The organism is Actinomycetota bacterium, from assembly GCA_014360655.1.
In the GTDB taxonomy this organism is placed as follows: domain Bacteria; phylum Actinomycetota; class Geothermincolia; order Geothermincolales; family RBG-13-55-18; genus JACIXC01.
Map to the genome: position 1 here is coordinate 39,923 of JACIXC010000003.1, position 24,635 is coordinate 64,557.

Here is a 24,635-nt window from a genome sequence, read left to right on the forward strand (position 1 = left end):
TCAGCTCCGGTCTGCCTCGCCTCGGCCCCGCGCCAGGATATCCTTGGTCTCACCCATGAAAACCGCCGAACCCTCCCCGCTCTTGGTCACCTCTGTCACGGGTATGCCCAGCTCGCGCGCCAGGATGGCGGCCACGCGGTGGGTGCAGAACCCACCCTGGCAGCGCCCCATCCCCACGCGCGTGCGGCGCTTCACGGCATCCAGGTCACGGGCGGGGATGAGGGAATGGATGGCCCTCACCACCTCCGCCTCGCTCACGTACTCGCAGCGGCACACGATGTGACCCCAGCGCGGATCCTCCCTTATCAGGCGGTCGCGCTCGTCGTCGCTCAACTCTGCGAAACGCGGCACCGCCGGGCGCACGGGGTCGAAGTCCGGCCGCGGATTGCGCGGTATCCCCATTTCATGCAGGAAGCCCATGACCATCTCCACGATGGCCGGCGCCGAGGCCAGCCCTGGGGATTGGATCCCGGCCACGTTGATAAAACCGTGAACCCTGTCCGAGGCCTCTATGACGAAGTCCTCCTCCAGGGTGGGTGCGCGCACGCCGCTGAAGGCGGAGATCACCGCTTCCCTGGGAAATTCCGGCAGCAAGTAATGGAAACGCTCGAAGATCTCCTCGATCTCCTCCGCCGAGATGGAGGTGTCGTACTTGTCCTCCACCTCCACCGCCGTGGGCCCCAGCTGCAGGTTCCCCTCGATGGTGGGCATGGCGCCTCCGCCCTTGGAGTGCTCCTTCTTCATGCCCGGCATCCTGAAGAGCGCCACGCTGGAACGCACGTACTCGGAGGTCACCTCGCGGTCGAAGAGGAGCGTGGCCCCCTTGCGCGGATGGATCCTGAAGCCGCCGGCGCCGGCCATTTCGGCCACCTCGTCGGCGAAGACACCCGCCGCGTTGACCACCAGGCCGGTGGAGATCTCCCCGCGTCCGGTGACCACCCCCCTTACCCGGCCGTCCTCCACCCGTATCCCCGTCACCTCCGTATTCGTGAAAACCCTTGCACCGTTTATCACCGCGCTCTCCGCCAGGGCGATGGTCAGCTTGTAGGGACATACCAGGCCGTAATTGGGATCGAAGACCCCCGCAACCGCCTCGGGGGTCACGTTGGGCTCCCTCTGCAGGACCTCCGAGCGGGAGAGAACGCGTAACCCCTTGATACCGGCTTTCTCCCCATAGGCGACGATGCCCTCGGGTATCTTCCTCTCGAGGAGCTCCCGCAGCTCCTCATCGGACAGCTGCCTGGCCGCCTCCTCCGGCACCGAGCGCGGGGTGACCACTATGATCAGTCCCTGCCTCTTGAAGTCAACCCCCAGGCCCCTCACGAACTCGTCGTACAGGTAGTTGCCGCGCACGTTCAGCTTCTGCTTGAGGGTGCCGGCGTCCTCGCCGATTCCGGAATGGACCTCCGCGTTGTTGGCCTTGCTCGCCCCGCAGGCCACGTCGGATTCCTTCTCCAGGACCACCACGTCGGGGGTATAGCGGGTGATTTCCCGCGCGATGGCGCAGCCGGTGATCCCGCCTCCCACGATAACCACCTGTGCGGACGCGGGAAGTTCCATGCTCCCGCGCTTGCTTGCTGCCGTCCGCGCGCTTCTCCTCACTGCGGCTCCCTCACCTTGCGCCACCCGCACGAATGCCGGGTTTCGAGCATATAAAGGCAATGCCTTTTCAATTCTAACGGTAGCGCCCAGATCCCGCCACAACTTCATGGAAGCGGGCGTAGAGCTCGAGCATGTGCCGTCGCAGGCGGCTTTCTTCGGCGATGAAAAGCTCTCCCCGGTAAGCCGGCACCAACAACCAACCGACCGCCGACATCGTCAACAGGCCTGTGGTTTTTACGGGATCTTTTTTTGCGGCACGGCTTTCCATTTTGCAAAATCGCGCTGTCTCTCCGGAACCTCGTTTCCGGCGGTCGGAACCCGGAGCTTCCTCGCGGTTTTCGCTTACCGCCGCCGCTACATGCCCAAATCTCGTTACCACATCATCATGACGGCAACAGCCTCGGGTACCGCGCGCGGTTGACCCCCGACATGGCGCGATGCGCGGGAAAGCAATACTCTGACCTCGTGATGCCGGCGGCAACAGTACATCGCCTAACGCACGATCGCCACCCGGGTAGCAGAGCGGGACACGTCCATGAGGCGCGAAAACACCGGCTCTTAGCCCTTGATCGTGACCGGGCGGGACCCGTTTTCGCGGGGAAGGGAGTGTTGACTCGATGGAGTGGAGAAAGCTAACGCCTGAGGAAGAGAGGGTGATCGTCCACGGGGGGACGGAGCCGCCGTTCACCGGAGAATACGCCGACCATTTCGATCCCGGCACCTACGCTTGCCGCAGGTGCGGGGCGCCCCTCTACCGCTCCGGGGACAAGTTCCATTCCGGCTGCGGCTGGCCCTCCTTCGACGACGAGATCGAGGGGGCGGTGAGGAGGAGGCCCGACGCCGACGGGAGGCGGACGGAGATAGTATGCGCCTCCTGCGGCGCCCACCTGGGACACGTCTTTCACGGCGAGGGCTTCACTCCCAGGAACGTCCGACACTGCGTGAATTCCATCTCCCTCTCCTTCATCCCCGGGGATGACGGAGAGGGCGACCGGGGCGGGTTTCAGCCGTGAAAACCGGGGCCATAGCCTTCGGGGGCGGCTGCTTCTGGTGCACGGAGGCGGTCTTCCGGCGCGTTCCCGGGGTGGTCGACGTGACTCCCGGTTACGCAGGCGGCCACGTGCACGACCCCACCTACCGCGACGTATGCGAGGGGACCACCGGCCATGCCGAGGTGGTGCTGGTCGCCTACGACCCCGACCGGATCTCCCTGCGCGACCTGCTGGAGGTGTTCCTGTCCTGCCACGACCCCACCTCCCTCAACCGGCAGGGGGCCGACGTGGGTACCCAGTACCGCTCCATCGTGCTTTACACCACGGAGGAACAGGGGCAGGAGGTGAAAGAACTCCTTCGGGAAGCCGCCCCACGTCACCGAAAGCCTATCGTCACCGAGGTGAAAAAGCTCGAGCGTTTCTATCCCGCGGAGGATCATCACCACCGCTATTTCGAGAGGAACCCGTCGCAACCCTACTGCAGGCTGGTCATCGCTCCCAAGCTGGATAAGCTCCACGGGGAAACGCGTCAACCCACCGATACCGCGTGATCGTCGATCCTTCAGCGCGTCAGAGGGGCTTCTTTCGATGCCGGATGTCGTGCAACAAGGGATCCCACGCCCAAACCCCCTGCTTTCCCGACGAACGGGCCCTCCCATCCTGCCGTGACATGCCGGCAGCCTTACATGTTACCCTACCCGTGGGCACGGCCCATTGACATCCCCTCGCGAGGTTGAGAACCGGTCGCGCGGCAAGGCTCGCGGGCACCCGCGAGGGGAACCCGCTCATGCGCCTTGCTCCTCCCTGGAGAACAGCACCAGGCCTTCTTTGAGCGCGGAGGCCAGGAAGTGGTTGCCGTCTTCGAGCATCTTGCCTATCTCTTCGGAGGTATAAGGGAACACCTCCATGGCTACCGGGAAAGAGGAAGGCAGGTAGTCCTGTATACGATGGAGAAAGGGTTTATCCGATCCCGCGAGCACGAGAAGCAGGTCGATGTCGCTACCCGGCACGGCATCGCCTCTCACGAAGGAGCCGAAGAGTATCGCCTTTTCCAGTTCAGGGAATCTCCGGGCGAGGTACGCGATGTGTTCCTTCAGGGCGTTTTTCACGCCTTCACGATCCAGGTACGTGATCCTCACAGAAGCCGATGATCTTTCCCGCATTCTCAATCGCCCTTTCTGCCTCCGGTCTCGTGTAATAGTCGAGAGGCGCTCCCTGGGGATGAGAGTTCGGATAGCGAGGGGGAATATAATGCTTGTCCAGTTCCTTGCCTCTTTCTATTAACTCCTCGGATACCTTCATCTCGCCGGGAAGTTGCGACAGCAAAGCACTCACCGAATGCCCCCAGGCGTCCGCGCCCAGCTTCATGAACAGTGCCTTCACCGCCTTTTCCGCGGCCTGCTGCGAAGCGAAACACGCCCACTCGTATTCGCCGTCCCGCAACGCGTGACGCGCATGCTCCAGATCCCGCTCCGCCTGCCGCAACCAGTCCCGGTGTCTCGAAGGCACGGCCATCACCCCCTTCACCGTATGATAGCACGTCCAAGCCGGTAAGCGCGCTTGTCCTTGTGGCAACGTCGTCGCCCACCGGAAATCCCGCATGCCATACGCAACAAGTGGTGCATGACCCCGGGGTGTTGCCGCCAACAAACGAGAACCGACCCCCAGGGTATTGACGGTTGTCCACCTTACAATCTCCGTATGTTATACTCATCTGCGAGGAGGCGCTTCGAAGCCGACTCGGTGATGAAGCTCACCAGGCGCCGTGAAGTGGCTGATAGCTTCTACCGTGAACGCGGTGGAAGCTTTTTCCTTGTCGCGGGGACTTTTCCGTCTTCCGGGAAGGCCCCGGAAAGGACATGAAGATGGAGACCTTCAAGGAGATCACGCAGGAGATACTGGAAAGCATCGCCCTCCTCGCCCGCAGCGCCGGGGAGAGGGGATCGCAATCCATGGTGCTCCGGCTGGAGGACCTGGAGAGGAAGCTGCGCGCGGACCACTTCCACATAGTGGTAATGGGCCAGTTCAAGCGGGGGAAGACCACCTTCATCAACAGCCTGCTGGGAGAGGAGATCCTTCCCAGTTCAGTGATACCCCTCACCTCCGTCAACACCCTGCTGCGTTACGGCGAAGCGCCCATGGCGGAGATCCACTACCTCGACGGCAGGAGCGAGCGCATCCAGGTGCGGGACATCGCCTCCTTCGTCACGGAGAAGGAGAACCCTGAAAACCGCCTGGGCGTGAAGGCGGCCGAGGTGCTCGTTCCCTCCCCTTACCTCAGGGACGGCGTGTGTTTCGTGGATACCCCCGGCGTCGGGTCCACCTTCCTGCACAACGACCAGACGGCCTACTCTTACCTGGCACACGCCGACGCGGTCATCTTCATGATCTCGGCCGACCCTCCCGTCAGCCGTTCCGAGCTCGACTTCCTCCACGATATAAGGGCTTTCGTGGGCAAGGTCTTCTTCGTGCAGAACAAGATCGACTACCTCGACCCGGAGGAGAGGGAGGAGTCCCTGGCCTTCAACGCGTCCGTTATCTCGGAGGCCCTGGGAGGAAAGGGGGTCGAGATCTTCCCCCTCTCGGCCAAGACGGCCCTCAGGGCCGCCCTGGAGAACGACCCGTCTTCCCTGGAGAAGAGCGGGCTGCCCGCCTTCACGCGCCGACTCGAAGATTTCCTGCTGCGGGAGAAAGGCGCCGTCCTGCTGCAATCCGCCCTCCGTAACCTGCTCAAGCTGGTGAACGACGAGGTTTCCGGCCAGGAACTGGAGAAGAGCCTTCTCACCCGCCCTTGGGAGGACTTGGAATCCCGCCTGGCCGCCTTCGAGGGCGAGATGGCGCTCCTGCGCAGGGAGAGGGACGAGATGATGTACCTCGTCGACGGGGATTTCAAGGCCATGGTGCAGGACATGCTGGACCTCCACGTGGAGGAGTTCAAGAGGGAGGTCGCCCCCGCACTGCTGCAGCGCTACAACGACTTCTGCGCGCGGAACGCGCACCTGGACGGGTCCTCCTTCCAGAAAGCGCTGAAAGACTTCGTGCAGGACCTCATCCTCGATTCCTTCACGGAATGGAGGCTGGAAGAGGAGGAGGCCCTCTCCTCGCGGTTCAACGAGCTGAAGGACATCTACCGCGACAAGGCCAACGCCATCGCCCGCCGCGTCCTGGAAAAGGCCGGGGACATCTTCGAGATAGAACTGTCCGCCATGGAGGCGGACCTGGCCCTCGAGGAGGAAGGCGAGTTCTGGTTCAAGCTCGAGGACCGCCCCACGGACATCGAGATGTTTTTCGGCGCCATCACCAGGACCCTTCCCCGCAGGCTGTCCCACCATATCCTGGCCAGGCAGAACCGCGAAAGGCTCCTCGAGCTCTTTGACCGGCACTGCGGGCGCGTGAGGTACGACTTCTTCCTGCGCCTGCAGAAGAGCTTCAACGCGCTGCGCGTGCGCGTTTTCGACATGGTGGAGGAGACCATCGGCGCCGTGGAGGGCAGCATAGAGCGGGCCGTGGAAAAAAGGCGGCAGGGCGAGGAGGACATACGTCCTGAGCTGCAGGCCCTGGACCTTTACCTGGAAAGACTGCGCGAGGTCGACTTAAAACTGCAGAACCTCGCCGCGAGGATTCCCGGCGGTGTATCCTAGCGGCTTGCACCATGATCGCTCGTGCAAGCCCCGGAAGCGTGCCGGCTGGCCCGCGACGTGCCGTGACGGTGAAAAGCCTGCAACACCGCCCGGGGTTAACCGGCACCCGGGACCGCCCACGGCACCCGGGTACGTGGTGAGTTTGCGGCACGGCCCTGGCGGGACCGTTCCGCAAGGCGGTGCAGCGAACCATGCGGGCGGTGATATCATGGCGGCAACAAGGCGAGATCCGCCCGGGGGCGGGCGGGAAAGGGAGGGTGCGCCCGCGCGTGCTCCCTTGCCACGTTGCCCGCGGACGGAAATGCAGATCGATCGCAGCAAGGAGGCTACAGGAGATGAAAAACCTCGTCCTGGTGGGAGCGGGAGGGATGATAGGGGCGATCACGCGCTATCTCGTCGGGGGATGGATCTCCAACCTGACGTCGGGTCGTTTCCCCTACGCCACTCTCGCGATAAACGTCAGTGGCTCTTTCGCCCTCGGTTTCTTTCTCTCCCTTGCCCTGGAGAAAATGGCCTGGGGCCCTTCGCCGCGCCTTTTCCTAGCCGTGGGTTTTCTGGGCGCCTATACGACGTTTTCCACCTTCAGTTATGAGACGGTGATGCTCATGCAGGAGGGTTCCTGGTTGTTGGCGTCGCTCAACGCGGCCGGCAACCTCTTCGGGTGCCTGGCCGCCGCGATGATCGGTGTCGCGACGGCCAGGGCGGTCTTCGGCTAAAGGAACGCCCGCTAGCGATGATGGGAGGCTGGGCAATGAAAATCCAGGGTAAGGCGAAATCCCTGACCATCTACGTCGGGGAAAGCGACCACTACCACCACCGGCCGCTGTACCAGGTGCTGGTGGAGACGTTAAGGGAAAGGGGCCTCGCCGGGGCCACCGCTCTCCGCGGCATCGAGGGCTTCGGGAAGGCGAGCCGCATCCATACCGCCTCCATTCTCCGCCTCTCAGAGGACCTCCCCGTGGTCATCAACGTGGTGGACAGCGAGGAGAGGATCAGATCCGTTCTTCCCCTCATCGAGGAGATGGTGAGTGACGGCCTGGTCACCCTTGCCGACGTGGAAGTGATCATATACCGGGCTGACGGGCCTCAAGGGTAAGACCGCTTACCGGGCAGCGGATAGCTTGCGGTTGAACCTCGCCGACACAACGATTACATTTATCTGGGATGCGGCGGCGGGCTTGCTATGGACAGGCGAGCCGTCACCGTCGGCCTTACATGCATGCATTACTACGCGAGATCTCGCGCGGTCGCAGGATTCTATCAACGGCAGGTAGAAGTATGAACGACCGGCTTGTTGTTCCGCTCAAGGTCCTTGTCTTTCTATTCTTCCTCGCCGTCGCCCTCTTCTTCACCGTCATGACCGTATCCGGGTTCCGGCAGCCGCCGGTCACGGCGGAGGAAAACGGGGGAGGCAACGGTGATGCCGGCGGCGTGAACCAACGAGCATGGCTGGACGCCCTCAAGGAGCTGGATGGTTTCAGCGTGCGCCACCTCAGGCAGGTGTGGGAACTCGGCGTCCCCGGCAAGGTCTACCTGGCGGCGGACGACGGCACCCTCTACGCTTCCTCCTCTTCGGGCTCGCTTTACTGCATCGACGCGACAACGGGGTCGGTCAGGTGGAGTTACAACCTGGGGAGCTGGATCTCGACCCGCCCCCTGGTGAGCAAGGGAGTCGTGTACGTGGGGTCGGCGAACCGTTTCCTCTACGCCCTGGACGCGCAGACCGGGGCGCTGCTCTGGTTCTTCCAGGCGCAGGGGGAGATAATCTCCACGCCCGTGGAGAGCGAGGGCGTCGTCTTTTTCTTCGCCGATAACGACTCGGTGTTCGACCTCGTCAACCGCCTCTACGCCCTGGACGCGCGCGGCGGGACGCTGCTCTGGTCCTACGACACCAAGAGCTGGACCCCTTCGCCTCCCGCCGTGGGCGGCAACGCCGTCTTCATCGGCGGCTCCAAGTCGGAGGCCATGGCCCTGGAAAAATATACCGGGAAAGTCATCTGGTCACGCCAGCTGGACAGCGTGGTCTTCTCCTCCCCGTGCATCAACGGCACCGGCGTGCTCTTTTCCACGGCCAACGGTTGGCTTTATTCCCTGGACGAGGCGACGGGCGAGCCGCTCTGGCAGCGCAACATCTCCGCTTTCACCCCCACTTCACCCCTGGCAGTAGGCGACAGCCTGTACATCAATTCCTACCAGGACAAGCTCACCGCGCTCGCCCTGGAAGACGGCAACCTGCGGTGGACCCTGCCCGATGCCGGGATGCTGGTCGACGCCACGACCCCGCCGAAAGGGTCCCTTTTCGCCTTCTCCGCGAAAGGCGTCATATACTGGATCGAACCGTCGAGCGGAAAGCGACGGGGGGTTCTCCTCGCCCCCTTCCCTTTCGCGGGCGCACCCCTCATCCACGACGGCCGGGTCTTCGCCGTCTCCCCGGACGGCATGATCAGGGCTTACAAAACGGAGGACGGCGTGCCGTTCATCCCCGTTTCCACCCCGTGAGCGCGAGGAAGGCGATGAAATCCCGCGGGGGTCCCCAAAAGAAGGCGGAGAGATCCTGGCGGGAAACCATGTCCTCCGAGCTCGCCTACCTGGGGATGCTCAGCGCCACCCTCTTCCTCTACATCATGCTGGCCTTCATCTCCCTTGCGCCGAGCGGCGTGGTGGGGAAGATGTGCACCATCCATTTCTCGGTGCAGAACAACCAGTTTCTCAGGAAACTGCTGGAAAGCTTCGGGTTCTACGCCGCGAGCCCCATGAAGCTGAGGATCCTGCTCTACCTGATCATCGTCCTCACCTGGCTGTGTTACCTGTGGGCCATCCTCATCTTCTCCCGGCGCAGGGACAAGGGCCTTTTCTCCATCCTCTCCATCACGGTCGTCCTGAGCCTGTTGCTGCTCTTCACCCCGCCCCTCCTCAGCCGTGACCTGTTCTCCTACATCTACTACGGCAGGATCGCGGTGGTTTACCAGAACAACCCCTACCTGGTGACCCCCCAGAAGTTCCTCTCGGACCCCCTCTTCTCGTTCACCAGCCTCTTCTGGAAGAACACGCCTGCGGTATACGGCCCCTTCTTCACCCTGCTCTCCATGCTGCTGACCTGGCTGGCCGGGGAGAACATCACCTTGAACATCTACCTCTTCAAGTTCGTGCTCATCCTCTGCAACCTGGCCTGCGTCCTTCTCATCTGGCGCCTGCTGGGGCAGTACGCGCCGCGGCGGCAGCGCTTCGGCACCATGCTCTATGCGTGGAATCCCCTGGTCCTAATACATACCGCCGGGGGCGCGCACAACGACATCGTCATGGCCCTGCTTGCCCTGGCGGCCCTGGCCCTCGTGATGAAGGGGCGGAAGTATTCGGGGTTCGCCTTCCTCTCCCTCTCCTTCCTGGTCAAGTACGTGACGGTGATATTCATGCTCTCCTACGCCATCTACCTATACGTGAACCGCGAGAGCACGCGGGAGTGGATCAGGGACATGCTCGCCTTCGCGCTTATCTTCCTGGTGCTCTTTTTCGCTTTCTACCTTCCCTTCTGGAGCGGCATGAGCACCTTCTCGCCGCTCCTGAACAACCTGAAACTGAGGAACGTCACCCTGCCCGCCGGGTGGCTGTTCGCGGGGGTCATCTGGTTCCTGCACGCGGCCCTGCGCCTGCCATCCGGAGCGGCATCCACCGTGGGCAACGCCCTGTGTTCCCTGGTGCTTTCGGGAGGGTTCCTCATCTTTCTCGCCCGCCGCTCCCTGAAGTGCCGCCGCGTCTCCGACATGCCCGACACCTGGTTCCTGCTGGCCCTGGTGTTCCTCCTGACGCGGCCCTATTACCTCTCCTGGTACCTGCTCTGGGTCTTCCCCTTCCTCTGCCTGCGGAAATGGGACCGCCTGTCACAGGGGGTTCTCCTCGTGGGCACCCTGACCCTGGTCTTCGCGGACGTCATACCCTACGCCGCCGGCGGCTGAAGCGCCGCCGGCCATACCTCTTCCCCGAGGGCGCCGGCGGGCGACTTTTCCCGGCGTAAAACGCTCTCCGCGTCCTCTTTCTCGCGCCTGGTGCAGTATTCGAGGAAGGTGGGCTTGTCCACCCTGTACAGGAAGCGGCCGTTCTCCCTGATAACCGTCGTCGCGAGTTCCAGAAGCCCCCCGATGCCGCCTTCTTCTTCCCGCGCCCCGTCGAAGGAAAGGACGTCCACGAGATAATCCCCCTCGATGCCGCTCACCTTCTCGTATATCTCGGAAAGCGACGCCACCCTGTACACCCTTTTCATCGCGTAGGACAATTGCTGCGGCGGGTTATCCGGGATCTCGAATTCCGTCGAGAAAACGACGTCGTAATAGCCCGTGTTCTTGGCGACGAACATCTCCGTCGCATAGTCTCCCGGTTCCGGAAAGAACTCCCTGTGTCTCGGAAACTCCAACCCCGCGTATACCGCCACGACGACCAGCAGGGTGACGGCGGCCAAGATCTGCAGGGGCTGCGCGGGTGATTCTTCGCTCCACCGACCGCTTCTCCTGCCGCCCGTTTCCTTGCTTTTCCTTCCCCTCGCGCGGATAACCTTTTCCAGGTATAAAAGCAGCGCGCAGGGCAGGAGGACGAAGGGCACCACGGCCAGCGTCAGGGAGAATTTCAGCGCGGAGAAATCGTGAATCGTCGCATGGTTCCTGAACGCATAGACCTGGACAAAGAAAGGCAGGGTAAAGACGGCCGCCATGTACATGATCTTCCTGTTGCGCTCATCATCTCCCTTTTTCGAAAAATACCCGTAAAGGGAACGCATCAACAAGAGTACGCAAACGCCGCAGGAGAACCAGAGCAGGTATACCGCCGGGCGTCCATACCCTTCGGCCACGTGTCCATTCCAGAAGGTGCGGAAAAAACCGGCGGCGTACGAAGAGCCCTCGGTCGATATGCCGGAGCGGAAGAGAAACTTGCCCACTATATCGTAGTGGAAAAAGCTCAGTTGCAGCGCGAACACGGACATCGCCGCCGCCGCGGGCAACCAGAAGACCGCGGTCCGTGCAAGCAAGCCCTTTACCCTTTTGCCGTATTCCCCGCAAAATACCCTCTTGATGAAAACGGCAGCCGCGATGAAGAGGAAAAGCCAGTCGGTGAGGACACCGTAGAAGAAAACCAGGACCTGCAAGGCGTTGACGGAACGCCTTGCGCAACCTTTCAAGAACACCTTTTCCCCGGGCGAAGAATCCCTCAAGGCCTCGCAGAACAGGAAGAGCACGATGGGCAGTATGACCGCCTGGTCGGAAAAGAAGACGTTCTGGTGCCAGTAAAGGGGTGCGGGCATCAACAATTCCAGGGTGATGGGAATGAGGGCGAAGACGAAGGAGCACGGAACGCCGAATCCCGCGTCGAGAAGGACGACAAGAACTATAAGGCCGAGAAAAAGAGCTATGAGGAAATGGTTCAGCAGGTTGTAGGACATGACCAGTGATGGGCCGGGCTCCCTCCCGGCGAGTTTGGCGGCTATGTATATGGGGATGATGGTCCCGGGCGGGTAGGAGATATAGGCATCTCGGCTCTCCAGGGTGGGGAACTCGGCCGACGCGGGGTTCTCGAACATGGTGAACTTCAGCTTCAGGGCGCCTTCGCGCCACCAGTTCTTCGCGAACTTCACGGTGCTTCCGGTGAGCCACTGGTGATGTCCGGGGGAGAGCTTCCCGAACCAGGGACGCCTTGCCTCCAGGGTGTAGGAAAAGACGGTGAAGGTGAAGGTGAAGAGCAGGAAGACGGCCACGAGTATGCTTATCGCCCGCCTTCTCCGGACCAATCCTCTTCTCGCTCCGGCACCCGCCGTCGCGCGAGCGCCAGCAGAATCGCACACCCTCTTCCTACCTGCCTTTCTGCAATGATCGACTGACCCGACATGGGGCTATTACACGATGACATCAACCGAACATACTCATGCCCGGCACCGGACAGGGCTACGCGTTCCCGACAGCCCATCCCGCCTTAACATTACGACCGCTTCCCGGGATCTATCCCGCCTTTCCCCGGAGCCTTTCCATGTGAGTCTCCGCCCACTTGAGGCCGCCCCGCACGCGGCGCTCCACGATGCACAGGTCCTGCAGGGCGGGGGTATACGAGGGATCGGCGAACAGCGCTCCGTCCAGGAAATCCAGGGCCATGATGAACTCCCCGGCCTCAACAGCCGCCCGGGCCGCGTAATGATAGAGAGGCGCGTTCACCGGTTTTCCGAGCATACCGCGCCTGAGGTGGCTCAGCGCCCGACCGTAGATGTCCCCGTCCCGCAAGTGCGCCTCGTAGGATTCAACCAACCGCCTTTCCCAGGCCTCCACGAGTTGGCGCTTTATGTCCTCCGTGTCCTCGCCGCGCAGGGGAGGCAACCCGTCCCGGTAAAGCTGCGCCGTAAGACATTTCCGGGCTTCCGCCACCCGCCCCCCGTGCTTGCGGTCGATCCTCTCCACCACCGCCGGGAACTCATCCCAGCGGTAGGAACGCATGTTGCTCAGGTCGTTCCTGTGGCGGAACTCGGCGGTTATCCTCTCCACGTGAAGGAAATCGCAGGCGGAGGAGAGGCGGAGAAAGAATTCCCAGTCCTCGAGGACGGTAAGGCTCTCGTCGAAGCCCTCCGTGCCCTCCAGGAGTTTGCGGGAATGCATGAAGGTGACTCCATGAATGAAGTTGTTGGCGTGGAGGAGTTCACGCTGGAAATCGAAGTCGAAGAGGACTTTCTTGAGCGCGCGCACCCACTGTCGTCCCTTCCTCTCCATCACCGCGAGGTGGCTGTCCGTGTAGCCCGCCGGTGCCCCCTCTCCCTCCAGGGCATCGACAAGCACCTCGACGTGACAGGGGTAAAAGATGTCGTCATCATCCAGGTAACAGATGTAATCTCCGTGCGCCAGGGAGAGCCCCACGTTCCTCGCCCCCGCCAGGCCGCGGTTCTCCTCGTTGCGGTGGTGGGTTATCCTGGAGTCGCGGAAACCCTCGAGGACCCGGGCCACGTCTTCCCCCGCGTCGTTGACCACGATGACCTCCAGGTTTTCGTATGTCTGGTCGAGCACGCTCCGCACGGCCTCCCCGAGCATGTGAGGGCGGTCCTTGGTGGGGATGATCACGCTCACCAGCGGTTCCTTCTCCCGCGAGCGGAGGTAATGGAGGAATTCCGGGCGCGGCCGGGTGCGGTTCTTGCGGTACGAGATCTCGACCGGCGAACGGGGGTGGAGGCCGCACGCCTCCATGATCCCGGACGTAGCTTTCTCCCACGTGAGGCGGTCCCGCCAGTGGCGGTATGCCTCCTCCCCCAGCGCCTGCCTGCGGGGAGCGTCATCAAGGAGCGCGGCAAGCGCGCGGGCAAGGGGGCCGTCTTTCCCGGCACGGTGAGGGGGGGATCCCTCGCCGTTTTCCCGCGCGGCTTCTCCAGAGGGGATTTCACGGCAGGAAACGCCTCTTCCGCCGGGCTTGCCCAGGATCTTCCATAGGGGAGCGAGGAAATGCGGGCCCTGCGCCTTGCTCCCCTCTCCTGCACATATAGAGAGATCGCCAGAGGCGGACCACTCCACGCCTACGCCGCCGGGAGGAAGGTCCTCCGCTCCCGGCCCTGCGTAGAGGTAGGGCAGGCGGTGCGCCGCAGCTTCGGCCATCCTCACGTAGGCCCGCTCCAGGTCCTGGTAGACGAGGAGGAGGTCCGCGGCCTCCAGGGCCGCTTTCTCCACCGCCTCGTCGGCCCACGGCAGCACCAGCATGCGCCCTTCTTCCCCGCACAAGGAAACGAGCTCCTCGCGGTGCTTCCCGTCCATCCCCCACCCCAGGACCAGGAGAGCCCAGTCGCCGGGCACGGAAAGGATGGCGCGCACGGCATCCGCGAGCCGCTCGTACTCCTCCCGTTCGTAGAAGGAAAGGATGAGCGTCCTGGTCCAGGGGATCATGAGCCGCCGCCGCAGGTCACAGGCGGCGGGGACGTAATCCACGCCCGGGGGAAGCGGCAGGAAGGGCACCCCGCTCTCCCGGAGGAATTCCTTCGCGTAAGGCCGTCCACGCATGTAGAGCACCTTGCCCGCGCATGCCAGGGAGGTCTCGGCCTCCTTTTTCAGGACAGCGTTCCGGGAGAGTGCACGGTACTGTTTCCCGTCCAGGAAAGGGAGAAAGACGGCCTTCTGCGGGGAAAGACTGCCCGCGGCGCGCAGGGCCCATCCCCCGATCCTCCCGCAGACCAGGACGGCCCTGTAATCGGACAACGACATGAGTCTTGCGAGCTTCTCCTCATAGTCCGCGAGCTTAATGGCCCCCTCCACCTGCCCCCCCAGCTCGTGGAGGTAGGCTCCGTTCCAGTAATCGTATTCCCTGAAACGGAAGGGGACCGCCACCTCCACGAAGAACCCGCGCAGGGCCAACTCCTGCGAGAGCCGCGCCGGGAAGCGCGCCCCCTCCCCCTCCTCGGGGAAGAAGGCATCTGCTATGATGAGCACCTCGTCCACCCCCGCGAGGCGCGGCTGCTCCTCGCCCAGCACCTTCCTCGCCCACTCCAGGTCGTAGGGGTCGTAGGACTCGCGGTTCGCGAACCACACGGGAGCGGCGTTCTCACCATGGGACCTCGCCCTCGCCGTGATACTTGCCACGTGCCTGCGGTAGAGCATGTAGGCGCCGGTGAGTCTCTTGAAGGAGAAGCCGTGGCGCGCCGCCCTGAGCCAGAAGTACCAGTCGTCGTATACCGTTTTTCCGACCAGGTAGCCTCCCAGGATATGGAACATCTTCTTTCTGTACAACGACTGGTTGAGCACGAAATTCCAGTACTTCAGCATGTCGGGGTCGAATTCCGGCGGCATGAAGAAAGAGGTGTCGCCCTCGAAGTTCTGGTAGGGGAAGTAGACGACGTCCGTTTCGGGGTGCTCGTCGAGGTAGGTCGCGCCGATTTCCAGGAACCTCTCCGAGAGCATATCGTCGGAGTCGAAGTTCAGGTAGTAGTCTCCCCTGGCGATGTTGAACCCGGCGTTGCGCGAGGCGGGTATACCCTGGTGCGGCAGGTCCAGAAGGGAGATGCGCATCTCGCCCCGGTACCGTTCCATCATCTCCCTCGCTACCTGGGGGGTATCGTCCTCGCTGCCGTCGTTCACCAGTATGACCTCGAAGTCCCGGTAGGTCTGCCTCGCCAGGGATCCCAGGCTTTCGTGGAGATATTTGCCGTAGCCGGTGTACAGCAATATGGTGACCGACACGCGCGGCCTCTTATCTTCCTCGAAGTTCCTCGTGAGCTCCATGGCCGACTTTCCGAAATGCAGGGCGCCTCTCGGGGAAATCATACGGTATACAAACGGGGAAATAAAGCGTCGGACGTACTTGCAGTCATGGCATACCGGCTCGTTCACGCCCCAAACGATGCGCTTTCTCAAGAAGGATCTCCCGGAGTTCCAACGCCCTCCCGTGGCCGGGCGACAAGGCCAGCGCCTTCTCGACGTAGGCGGCCGCCATCTCGTCGTCTCCGGACAGGCGGCGCACGACAACGGCCAGGTCGATCAGGGTACCCGCTTCGGCCCCGCCCAGCTCGAGGCACCTTTCAAGAAGCGATTTGCAGGTCAGTATTTCCCCCGCCTCCGCGTAGGCCATGGAGAGGAGGCGGCACCGCTCGGCGGACGTGCCGCAATCCTCCAGCAACGCGTCCAGCTTTTCCAGGGAAGCAAGGATCTGTCCGCTTCCGGCGGCGTCGCCTATTTCTCCGCGTATCCCGGCGAGATCCGGGAACCGCGCCAGGAGCTCCCGCGCGTTCTCGCCCTCAAGCCCGGAAAAGCCCGCTTCGAGGAGCTCGTCCTTGAGCCTTTTCCGGGCTTCCGCTACGCGCCCCCCGTGCTTCGCGTCAACGGCCGCGTAACAACCGCGGAAGTCCCCTCGTTCCCGCAGGAAATCTCTTCCATCAGGCGCCTGCCCGTATTCCCCCGTCACGACCTCCGTCCATGAGAGGACCGCCGTATCCACCCAGCGCAGCACCCATTCCCAGTCGTAGAGGGCGGGCAGGCTTTCATCGAAAAGGCCGTGTTCGTCCACGAGGCCCCTCTCGTGCAGCAGCGCCTGCAGGGGGGCCATGCGATCGGAAAACGCCAGGGTGGCATCGAAGCGCGGCGGGTATTCGAGTCTTTTCGCCCCTCTCACAGGCGACACCCCGCGTGTCGACCCGTCCACGCGGTACGCCCTGGAGAAGACCGCCTGCGACGAAGAGCTGAGAGCCCTCTCGAGGAGGATCTCGCAGTGCGTGGGAAAGAGCCTCTGTCCCTCGAAAAGGTAAGCCAGGTACGCCCCGCGGGAAGACGCTATCCCCCGGTTCAGGCATGCGGCGTCGCCGGAGAGCGGGCCCTCGTCCACGCACGTCACGCGCGGGTCGGGGTAAGCGGCCAGGAAGTCCGAGATGCTTTCCCCCGAACCGTTGACCACGATCACCTCCAGATTCCCGTAGGTCTGCGCCAGGACGCTTTCCAGCGTCCCGGCGAGCCTCTCCGTATCCTGGCGGAAAACCACTATCACGCTGACCAGGGGGGCCTGCTTCACGGCGAAGGGGAAGTACTTTATGAATTCTGGGGCATCCTTGACGGGGTTCGCCGACATGAACACGTGCCCCGCGTCATCCCCGGGCTTGAGGTCAAAGAGCCTTACGTACCTTTCCCCCACCTTTTCCCAGTTATAATCGCGCAACCAGGCCGCGTAGCCCTCCTCGCCGAGCCTTTCCCGCAGGTCGCGATCCCCCGCGAGCAGGAAGGCCTCCCGCATGAAGGGAGAAAGGGTCAGGACGCGCCTGTAGAGCAGGTCCCTCGCGGCCTTGATGCGCCCGGAAAGCCTGCCCCCGGCGATCCCCTCGTCGATCCTGCGGAAGGCATCGACCAGGAAAGGGCGCAGGACGTTCTTGAAGTGTACCGCGTGCAGGATTCCCTTCGTCGCGTACGACTTGGCCAGGTGATACGGCTTCGCGGCCTTCCCCATGAAGCCGGCTTTCCCTTTTTCCGCACCGGACACATCTACCCCTTCGCTTCCGCTTTCCCGTTCCTCGGGTATACCCTCCCACGCGGCGATTCCCCCGGCCCCCGCGGCGCCTTCCTCCTTTTCCGCGCGCACCGGGTCTCCGCTCGCCCGGGAGCGGGTTTCCTCTTCCCCGAATTCCTCCTCGACGTGCTCTTCCAGGTAGCCGCCCTCTTTTTCCTCTTCTTTCCGTGCGAGGATGCGGGAGACACGCCGCAAACCCGCAAGCGGCCGTATCCTCCCTCCCGGAACATCCTGGAGCCCACTGCAGTTGTCCGAGGCCACCCAGGGCAAGCGGTGGCTCATGGCTTCGAGGACCACCAGGGGGAACGATTCGGCCACGGAAGGCAGGAGGAGCAGGTCCGCTTCCTCCATCGCCGCCGCCACCGTCTCGCGGGGAAGGGGTCCCAGGATCATGAACCTCTCGTCACCCTTTACGGCCTTCACCATCTCCCTGTAATACGCCTCGTCGTCCACCCTTCCTATCATGGCCAGCACCCAGTTGCCGGGCATCCGCGAGATGTGCTTGATCAGCCACAGCTGGTTCTTGATGTGGTAATAGGTGGCGACGTGGAGCAGGAGGACCTTGTCCTCGGGGATGGAAAACCTCTCCCTGAAGCAACCGTCCGGCGGCACGAAGCCGACCGCGTTGGGGATGACTTCCGGCCGCAGCCCCAGTTCCTCGGCGAGGCGATGATCGTAACCGTGCCCGGAAAGGCAGACCACCTTCTTCGCCCTGCGCAGCCGTTTCGCGAACTCCCTGAAAAGCAGGGCGTTTTCCTTCCGGCGCAGGAATTCGTAATTCTCCTTGTTGATTATGGGCATCATGGCGACGGGGAGCGAGAAATCGTTCACGCACCAGGTAACCCATATCCTCGGGTCACCGGCCATGACGATCATCCCGTAGTCCCCGCTCCCGGCGAGTCTCTCCAGCTCGGAATAATCCTTGGCCTTTCCATCGCAATACGAGCACACGTCGTAATCGAACTCGTAGATGTTGATGCCGCGGTAATACCGGAAGGAGCGCCCCGCGAGCATGCGCGTGGCCACGTCGAACCGCAGGCCTTTCCTGACGAAATAGGTGCCCAGCTCCGCGGCGAAGGTCTCCATCCCACCGATGGAGGGCGAAAAATAATCCACGATGAAGAGGGCGCCGTCATTCCTTCCCGCCTGCCCGCTTTTCCCGCCCAGGACCTTCTCCGCCCAGTCCAGGTCCCGTTCGCCGAAGAGGCCGGCGTTCTTCAGGGCCAGATGGGCATGCGTCTCGCGCTCCAGCCTCTTCTTTTTCCTGTCGTACGCAAGGTCCAGCATGCTTTCGCCGTGCCTCCTGTACAGGAGGAAGGTGTCACGGCAAGGCCTGAAGGAAAATCCTTCCGCGCACGCGCGCAACCAGAAGTCCCAGTCTTCGTACAGGCGGTATTCCGGGTCGTATCCGCCGAGGGCTTCGAAGACGCACCTCCTGTAGGCGGAGGAATATGGCAAATAATTCCAATAGAGGAGATTGCGGCGATCGAAATCAGGGGCCTCGTGCAGCCTCTCGACCTGGCCGAAGAACCTGATGCTCGGGTAGACGATATCCGCTGCACCGTCGTTTCGGAAGAATCTCAGCAGGGCCTCGAGGTAATTTTCCGGGAAGAGGTCGTCGGCATCAAGGCAGCAGAGCAATTCCCCCCGGGCTAATCCCATTCCGCTGTTGCGGGCGCGCGAGAGCCCGCCGTTCTCCTGGTCCACCAGGGTTATTCTCAGGAGGCCCTGGAAGTCCTCGAGGATGCCCATGGCGGCTTGCAGGGAATCGTCGGTGCTCCCGTCGTTCACGATGATGACCTCGAAATCCCGCATGGTCTGTGCGTGAAGGGAAGATACGCATTCCCCCAGGTACTTCCCGTAATTGTAGCAGGGGATTATCACCGAGAAGGTCACTTCACCCGTTTCCGCGTGGTTGCGATATATCCTTCTTACCATCACTTGCACCTTGATCGGCCACCTAAGTAAGCCGGAAAATAAGGCTCCTTGCAGTGTCCTCCTTTAATACGCGCCGGTATATTTTACATGGGAGGCAGGGAATCAGGTCAAGAAGAGCAGGTTAATAACGGCATCCAGAAACCCCGCAGGCGATCCGGCTTGCGCGAAGAACGCGTCCCGTTGCCGCAGCGGAACGGCGCGAACTTCCTTGACGTGTGGAGACAACCGGGTTATCTAATTGAATAAATGATCGGTGATCTCAACGTCGATGGTGGTGGTGCGCATGGAGGCACGTAAGCTGGCGCGGGGGGGATGCAAGCTGCAAATCAATCACGTGGGCTCCTACACCACCCTCATCGAGCAAGGCTTGGAGAGGGGCCTCACCCAACAAGATCGCTTCACGCGTGGGCGTCAACCCCGACCTTATATATGATGGCAGGAGCTGCTTCGTTTCCAACTCCAGCCACCAGCCGGCAGGACAGGGAACGGTTTTAGCATGCACGTTCTTGATGAGGAGGGAGGTAGCCATGCTCTGGGTCATCGAGGCCAAGGATGATTTCTCTTTCGGTTACCGGGCGGGGAGGGCCCGCGAGGTACTTTTCCGCGCGGCGCTCGCGCGGGCCGGGGCTTTCCTCAACAGCCGCGGCGCCGATCCTGCCGTGACCGCGCGCAGGGCCGAACGCCACCTCGCCCTGCTCGCCGAGCGATATCCTGCCCAGCGGGACCGTGTGCAGGGCCTCGCACGCGCCCTGGGCAAGGACGAGCGCGAGGTGACGGCGGCCGCGCTGGCCCTGGCCTCCCTGCCGGGGACGGGGTGCACCAACTTCGCCGCCGTCCCTCCCGCCACCTCCGACGGGAAGGTCTACGTCTCCTGGAACTTCGACCTCTCCCCCTTCATCCGCCTGCTCATCGGTCGCATGCCCCTCTACGTGCGCGACATCGCGGGCAGCAAGCCCTACCTCTGCCTGGGCATGCCGGTCCTCTTCGGCATCGGGGTGATGAACGGGGACGGGCTGTGCTCCTGCGTCAACTCCGTGGGGGCCATGGACGCCGGCGAGGGCCTCACCTTCTTCGAGCTCAACAACCTGGCCATGGAGACGCAGTCCACGGTGGACGGGGCGGTGGGCGTCTGGAGGGACAACCCGCGCGAGGTGGTGCCCGGCCTGGCCATGGCCATCATCATGAACTCCAACAACATCTTCGCGGACATGAAGGGCGACGCGGCGGTGATAGAGCACTCCCATAACCACATGGCGGTGGAGAAGGCCGCCGACCACGGCGGGGTGCTGGCCTCGGCCAACCACCACCAGTTCCTGGACCGGAGCCTTTCCGGCGGCGCCGATCCCTCCGTCGAGCCCCTTATAGCCGGGTCCTTCGCCCGCCTGGCGCGCATGTGGGAACTCCTGGAATTCTTCAAGGGGAACATCGACCGGCGCACCATCAGGATGATCACCACCGACCACGGCCTCAACTACTCCACCCTGGCCGAGTTCGGCATCGAGCCCGACCCGTACGGGGAGCGCGTTGACGACGCCACCATCTGCTGCCATCCCTGGAACTTCTTCCGCCACCTGCGCAGGATGGAACTGCTGGAGGCGCTGGTGGAGATGAACATCGCGCGCACCCTCAACTCCATACTCATGGACCCCGCCCGCTGCACCGTCTACATCACACCCGGCAACCCCTGCCGGAAGCAGTACGTGCCGGTATGGGTGGGAGACGCCCTGCGCATGGAATGGGCGGACCGCGCCCGGGAGGAGATCGACTACCGGCCCGACTGGCGGCCGCGCACGCGCACGCGCCGCATCGACGTCTTCCGCAGGCCCAACGCCACGGCTGCCAGCGACCGGCTGCGATCGCTCTGGTTGAGGTTCTTCGCGGCTGCGGACCGCCTCATGGCCTCCAGCGTGGTCAAATAACGCGGCAACGCCACGGGGCCGGTATAAAGGGCTTTAAAAGATAGAGGGGCGGCATCGGGGAACACCGCGTGGCCGGTATTAGAGGTTCCCTTTGGGAAGGAAACCGCATAAAAGGGGCCTTGCGGGGGAAGGCATGAGCGGCGCACCGACTAGTCTGCATGAACCTGTGCCCCGAGGGGACGAGGCGCGCGGCGTCCCGCGGAACGCGGGAAGGGAGGGGACGAGATGAAAGTGAACGGCGAGCCGTTATACAGGCAGATGGCGCGCATGCGCTTCTTCGAGGAGGCCCTGGCGGACCTCTGGGAGCGGGGCCTCATCTCGGGCGAGATGCACCTGGGCGTGGGAGAGGAGGCGGTGGTGGCAGGGGTGACGGCGCACCTGGAAGAGGGCGATGCCATGGCCCTGGACCACCGTTCCACCCCACCCCTGGTGGCCAGGGGCGTGGACCTGGTTTCCCTTTTCCTGGAGATGCTGGGAGACGCGCAGGGTCTCTGCGGGGGGTGGGGAGGCCACATGCACCTCTTCTCGCGGGAGCACCTGGCCTGCTCTTCGGGCATCGTGGGCTCCTCCGCCCCCCTGGGAGCGGGCTTCGCCCTAGCCGCCCAGCACCTCGGCCGGGGGAAGGTGGCGGTCTCCTTCTTCGGGGAGGGGGCCGCCAACCAGGGCATGCTTCTGGAAAGCCTCAACCTGGCCGCGGCCTGGAAGCTGCCCCAGGTCTTCGTGTGCAAGGACAACCGCTGGGCCATCACCACCCGCTCGCGCGCGGTGACGGGTGGAGACCTGGTGCGCAGGGCGCGCTCCTTCGGCATGCCGGCCTGCCGCGTTGACGGGACGTGCGTGGAGGCGGTGTGGGAGGCGGCGGGCAGGGCCGTGAGGAGGGCGCGTGCGGGCAGGGGGCCGAGCTTTCTCCTGGCCACCTGTCCCCGCCCGGAGGGCCATTTCCTGGGCGATCCCCTCCTCAGGGTCTACCGGGAACCGCTCAAGCAGACGCTGGAGATCGGCCCGCCGCTCTTGCGCTCTCTCTTCTCCAAACCCCTGCAGGCCTTCGCCCTGCGCCCTCTCTATTTGGGAATTATTGGCAAGACGCTGGCCGTGCTGGGGACGGAGAAATACCTCCTGTGCCGGGATCCCCTGTGCCGTGCCGCGCGGCTCGTCCCGGAGGATACACGCCGCAGGATAGAGGAGGAAGCGCGGGAAGAGGTGGCGCGGGCGGTGGCGGAAGCGATGGAAAGGAGGGAGCGCCATGCCTAGGATGACTTTCGCCCAGGCCATCGACTACGCGCTGGGGGAGGCCATGGCGCGGGACGAGCGGGTGGTCACCTTCGGGGAGGACGTGACCATGCTGCGGCGCGACCTACACGTGCGCTTCGGGCCGCGGCGGGTGCGCCAGGCCCCCATTAGCGAGGCCGCCTTCCTGGCCGCCGGCGTGGGCGCCGCCATGGCGGGGCTGCGCCCGGTGGTGGAGATCATGATGGTGGACTTCATCGCCGTGGCCTTCGACGCCCTGCTCAACGAGGCCACCAAGGTGAGGGCCTTCTCGGGGGGGAAATGGAGCGTCCCCCTGGTGGTGCGCGCGGCCTGCGGCGGGGGATACGGCGACGGCGGCCAGCACGAGCAGTGCCTGTGGGGGCTGCTCTCCGGCATGCCGGGCATCGCGGTGGTGGTCCCATCCAACCCGGCGGACGCCGCCGGCCTCATGCTCTCCGCCATCGAGCACGAGGACCCCGTGGTCTTCCTGGAGCACAAGCTGCTCTCCGACTACTGGCTCGACTACCTGGGGCGCGGCGGGCGGAAAACGGTGGATTTCGACGTGCCCCGGGAAGGGGCCGAGGGCGAGGTGGCGTCTCCGCCGGAGGCGGTACCCATCGGCAGGGCGCGCCTGGTCAGGGAGGGGCGGGACCTCTCCCTGGTCAGCCTGGGCGTGAGCCTGCACCGCTGCGTAGAGGCGGCTCGCTCGCTGGCGGAGCGGGGTATCAGCGCCGAGATCATCGACCTGAGGAGCGCCTGTCCCCTGGACGTGGAGGCCCTAGCCGCCACCGCCCGCAGAACGGGACGGGTGCTGGTGGTGGACGAGGATTACTTCGCCTATGGCCTTTCCGGGGAGGTGGCGGCGCTGCTGGCCGAGGCGGGGGTGAAGGCCGACTTCGCCCGCCTCTGCACGCGGGAGGTTGTCCCCTACGACCGCCGCCGGGAGGACGAAACCCTACCGGGCGTCCGCGGCATAGAGGAAGCCGCCCTGCGCCTCTGCGGATGATCCCCCTTGGAGGACGCGGCCCTGCCTTCCAGCAAGGCGGATCGTGCGGGAGGGCAGGCATGCACGCGCCTCGCCCTTTTCCTGCCCTTCACGTCGCCATCGACCGCGCAGGCCGATGACGTCCCGTAGCGGGCTCTGGCCGGGCCGGCTCAAACCGTTTCCACGTCCAGGATCACCCGCAACGGATTCGTTTCGTAATGCAGGTAATGCCTGAGCGGCCTGACGAGGTCCAGGACGAAGGTGGTCTCAAGGCTGCTGGGGCCTGTCGTGTGCGTGATGCGGGAAACCGGAAGGTGCCCGAGGAAGACATCGTCTCCCTCGTTCCGGAAACGGCTGTCGGTCACGCCAACGCCGGTGACGAAGACGAAGAGGCGCTTCCGGTCCGAAGAATAGTAGCTCTGGGAAAAGGGCAGGCGATCCGCGTTCGTCCCGTCCGTCCTGCGTATCTCGAAAACGAAACGGTAATAGCTGCCCCGGTCAGACCAGCTGATCCCGGAGATGACCAGGCTCTGGTAAGACTCGCCCCCCATGCTCTGGACATCGAAGCTGAAGGGCAACTCCTCCGTCCCCGAAGGCGCTTTCTCGCCGGTAGTCTCGGTCTCCCCGGCCTCCCCGGCCTCCCCGGCCTTCCCGCCGGCCGTCTCCCCGGCTGTCTCCCCGGCCGCCTCTCCGGCCTCGGCCCCGGTGACCTCCTCCGCCACCTCCTCCTCAGCCTTTTCCGCCGGTTGCGACTTGCCGCAACCACAGCCCGCCGGCATGGCGGCGACCAGGCTCAGGATGATAGCGCAGGCCAGGAAAGCCATGGCTCTTGATCTCGCTTTCACGGTCTCCCCTCCTTTCCGAACCGTTCCTTCTCGTCACGCTCTTCAAGCGACGGTGCATCAGCCGCGCGTACACCCTTTCGTGCATTCTTCGCCTGTACCCATCACCTCCAGCGACTCAGTCCATGCGCTCTCTCGCCGACGGCGGAAACCTCCCTCCCGTGGCCGTCGCCGCTGCCGCCCCACGGCGCAGCGCCTCGGTTTAACGCCGGGATCCGCAAACGCCTTACGGGCCGCGGCGTGCGCCATGGGTTTCCGGCAACGGGTGAACCGGGTTCGCGATTCCGGGCTCGTGATTACGGGTTCGTGATCCGGGCTCGTGATCCGGGCTCGTGATACCGGGTTGCCCGTCTCGAGGCGGTTCGAGGGATTATCCCATAATATTCCATGATTATCCAGGCCGGATCTTCCCGTCGAATCCCCGCATGGGATGGGAGCCCGCGTCCCGTGTCGCCGCAGCCGTCCGGCCCCCGCGTTCC

18 protein-coding genes are annotated in these 24,635 nt (G+C 63.7%); 11 read left to right on the top strand and 7 right to left on the bottom strand.

Annotation, left to right across the window (positions count from 1 at the left end):
• Entirely contained in the window at positions 1 to 1,536 is a 1,536-nt protein-coding gene (locus H5T73_03080) for an NAD(P)/FAD-dependent oxidoreductase (protein MBC7246749.1), read from the bottom strand.
• Positions 1,537 to 1,708: 172 nt separating this feature from the next.
• Between H5T73_03080 and H5T73_03085 the strand changes: the two genes are divergently transcribed.
• The 3 genes from H5T73_03085 to msrA all read left to right on the top strand — a co-directional run bounded on the left by H5T73_03085 (position 1,709) and on the right by msrA (position 3,145).
• Complete coding sequence (locus tag H5T73_03085) at positions 1,709 to 2,023, top strand: hypothetical protein (GenBank protein MBC7246750.1); 315 nt, start codon at positions 1,709 to 1,711, stop codon at positions 2,021 to 2,023.
• Between the two features lie 196 nt (positions 2,024 to 2,219).
• Positions 2,220 to 2,615, top strand: coding sequence for a methionine-R-sulfoxide reductase (locus H5T73_03090; GenBank protein ID MBC7246751.1), 396 nt, complete (start codon positions 2,220 to 2,222; stop codon positions 2,613 to 2,615).
• Entirely contained in the window at positions 2,612 to 3,145 is a 534-nt protein-coding gene (gene msrA / locus H5T73_03095; protein MBC7246752.1) for a peptide-methionine (S)-S-oxide reductase MsrA, read from the top strand. The genes H5T73_03090 and msrA overlap by 4 nt, the downstream gene beginning before the upstream one ends.
• Before the next feature lie 234 nt (positions 3,146 to 3,379).
• Here the strand turns inward: msrA and H5T73_03100 are convergent, their stop codons facing one another.
• Positions 3,380 to 3,757 carry a nucleotidyltransferase domain-containing protein gene (locus H5T73_03100; GenBank protein ID MBC7246753.1) on the bottom strand — a complete coding sequence of 126 codons (378 nt, stop codon included), beginning with the start codon at positions 3,755 to 3,757 and terminating at the stop codon, positions 3,380 to 3,382.
• A complete protein-coding gene (locus tag H5T73_03105) occupies positions 3,708 to 4,103 on the bottom strand; it encodes a HEPN domain-containing protein (GenBank protein ID MBC7246754.1) in 396 nt (131 codons plus the stop codon). The genes H5T73_03100 and H5T73_03105 overlap by 50 nt, the downstream gene beginning before the upstream one ends.
• A gap of 350 nt (positions 4,104 to 4,453) precedes the next feature.
• Here H5T73_03105 and H5T73_03110 point away from each other — a divergent pair, with 350 nt between their 5' ends.
• The 5 genes from H5T73_03110 (at position 4,454) to mptB (ending at position 10,188) form a co-directional block, all read left to right on the top strand.
• Positions 4,454 to 6,235 (top strand): dynamin family protein, encoded by a 1,782-nt coding sequence (locus H5T73_03110; protein MBC7246755.1) that lies wholly within the window; start codon positions 4,454 to 4,456, stop codon positions 6,233 to 6,235.
• A gap of 335 nt (positions 6,236 to 6,570) precedes the next feature.
• Positions 6,571 to 6,951 carry a fluoride efflux transporter CrcB gene (gene crcB / locus H5T73_03115; protein MBC7246756.1) on the top strand — a complete coding sequence of 127 codons (381 nt, stop codon included), beginning with the start codon at positions 6,571 to 6,573 and terminating at the stop codon, positions 6,949 to 6,951.
• Between the two features lie 35 nt (positions 6,952 to 6,986).
• The gene (locus H5T73_03120; protein MBC7246757.1) at positions 6,987 to 7,331 is read left to right on the top strand and encodes a DUF190 domain-containing protein; all 345 of its coding nucleotides are present in this window, start codon (positions 6,987 to 6,989) and stop codon (positions 7,329 to 7,331) included.
• Positions 7,332 to 7,513: 182 nt separating this feature from the next.
• Positions 7,514 to 8,734, top strand: a complete 1,221-nt coding sequence (locus H5T73_03125) for a PQQ-binding-like beta-propeller repeat protein (GenBank protein ID MBC7246758.1) — start codon at positions 7,514 to 7,516, stop codon at positions 8,732 to 8,734.
• A 68-nt stretch (positions 8,735 to 8,802) separates the two neighbouring features.
• Positions 8,803 to 10,188, top strand: coding sequence for a polyprenol phosphomannose-dependent alpha 1,6 mannosyltransferase MptB (mptB, locus tag H5T73_03130; GenBank protein ID MBC7246759.1), 1,386 nt, complete (start codon positions 8,803 to 8,805; stop codon positions 10,186 to 10,188).
• Here mptB and H5T73_03135 read toward each other — a convergent pair.
• The 3 genes from H5T73_03135 to H5T73_03145 all read right to left on the bottom strand — a co-directional run bounded on the left by H5T73_03135 (position 10,170) and on the right by H5T73_03145 (position 19,162).
• The gene (locus H5T73_03135; GenBank protein MBC7246760.1) at positions 10,170 to 12,008 is read right to left on the bottom strand and encodes a hypothetical protein; all 1,839 of its coding nucleotides are present in this window, start codon (positions 12,006 to 12,008) and stop codon (positions 10,170 to 10,172) included. The two genes, mptB and H5T73_03135, sit on opposite strands and share 19 nt — an antisense overlap.
• A 208-nt stretch (positions 12,009 to 12,216) precedes the next feature.
• Positions 12,217 to 15,456, bottom strand: a complete 3,240-nt coding sequence (locus H5T73_03140) for a glycosyltransferase (protein MBC7246761.1) — start codon at positions 15,454 to 15,456, stop codon at positions 12,217 to 12,219.
• 85 nt (positions 15,457 to 15,541) lie between these two features.
• Positions 15,542 to 19,162, bottom strand: coding sequence for a glycosyltransferase (locus H5T73_03145; GenBank protein ID MBC7246762.1), 3,621 nt, complete (start codon positions 19,160 to 19,162; stop codon positions 15,542 to 15,544).
• Between the two features lie 509 nt (positions 19,163 to 19,671).
• Here H5T73_03145 and H5T73_03150 point away from each other — a divergent pair.
• The 3 genes from H5T73_03150 (at position 19,672) to H5T73_03160 (ending at position 23,335) form a co-directional block, all read left to right on the top strand.
• A complete protein-coding gene (locus H5T73_03150) occupies positions 19,672 to 21,081 on the top strand; it encodes a hypothetical protein (protein MBC7246763.1) in 1,410 nt (469 codons plus the stop codon).
• 225 nt (positions 21,082 to 21,306) lie between these two features.
• Positions 21,307 to 22,332, top strand: a complete 1,026-nt coding sequence (locus H5T73_03155) for a thiamine pyrophosphate-dependent dehydrogenase E1 component subunit alpha (GenBank protein MBC7246764.1) — start codon at positions 21,307 to 21,309, stop codon at positions 22,330 to 22,332.
• Positions 22,325 to 23,335 (top strand): pyruvate dehydrogenase, encoded by a 1,011-nt coding sequence (locus H5T73_03160; GenBank protein ID MBC7246765.1) that lies wholly within the window; start codon positions 22,325 to 22,327, stop codon positions 23,333 to 23,335. Before H5T73_03155 ends, H5T73_03160 begins: the two co-directional genes overlap by 8 nt.
• Positions 23,336 to 23,484: 149 nt before the next feature.
• Here the strand turns inward: H5T73_03160 and H5T73_03165 are convergent, their stop codons facing one another.
• Positions 23,485 to 24,159 (bottom strand): hypothetical protein, encoded by a 675-nt coding sequence (locus tag H5T73_03165; protein MBC7246766.1) that lies wholly within the window; start codon positions 24,157 to 24,159, stop codon positions 23,485 to 23,487.
• Positions 24,160 to 24,635 lie beyond the last annotated feature (476 nt).

Coding starts and splice junctions, on each gene's coding strand:
- H5T73_03085 (MBC7246750.1), top strand. CDS start 1,709: ATGGAAGCGGGCGTAGAGCTCGAGCATGTGCCGTCGCAGGCGGCTTTC.
- H5T73_03090 (MBC7246751.1), top strand. CDS start 2,220: ATGGAGTGGAGAAAGCTAACGCCTGAGGAAGAGAGGGTGATCGTCCAC.
- H5T73_03100 (MBC7246753.1), bottom strand. CDS start 3,757: ATGCGGGAAAGATCATCGGCTTCTGTGAGGATCACGTACCTGGATCGT.
- H5T73_03110 (MBC7246755.1), top strand. CDS start 4,454: ATGAAGATGGAGACCTTCAAGGAGATCACGCAGGAGATACTGGAAAGC.
- crcB (MBC7246756.1), top strand. CDS start 6,571: ATGAAAAACCTCGTCCTGGTGGGAGCGGGAGGGATGATAGGGGCGATC.
- H5T73_03120 (MBC7246757.1), top strand. CDS start 6,987: ATGAAAATCCAGGGTAAGGCGAAATCCCTGACCATCTACGTCGGGGAA.
- H5T73_03125 (MBC7246758.1), top strand. CDS start 7,514: ATGAACGACCGGCTTGTTGTTCCGCTCAAGGTCCTTGTCTTTCTATTC.
- mptB (MBC7246759.1), top strand. CDS start 8,803: ATGTCCTCCGAGCTCGCCTACCTGGGGATGCTCAGCGCCACCCTCTTC.
- H5T73_03140 (MBC7246761.1), bottom strand. CDS start 15,456: ATGGAGCTCACGAGGAACTTCGAGGAAGATAAGAGGCCGCGCGTGTCG.
- H5T73_03145 (MBC7246762.1), bottom strand. CDS start 19,162: ATGGTAAGAAGGATATATCGCAACCACGCGGAAACGGGTGAAGTGACC.
- H5T73_03150 (MBC7246763.1), top strand. CDS start 19,672: ATGAGGAGGGAGGTAGCCATGCTCTGGGTCATCGAGGCCAAGGATGAT.
- H5T73_03155 (MBC7246764.1), top strand. CDS start 21,307: ATGAAAGTGAACGGCGAGCCGTTATACAGGCAGATGGCGCGCATGCGC.
- H5T73_03160 (MBC7246765.1), top strand. CDS start 22,325: ATGCCTAGGATGACTTTCGCCCAGGCCATCGACTACGCGCTGGGGGAG.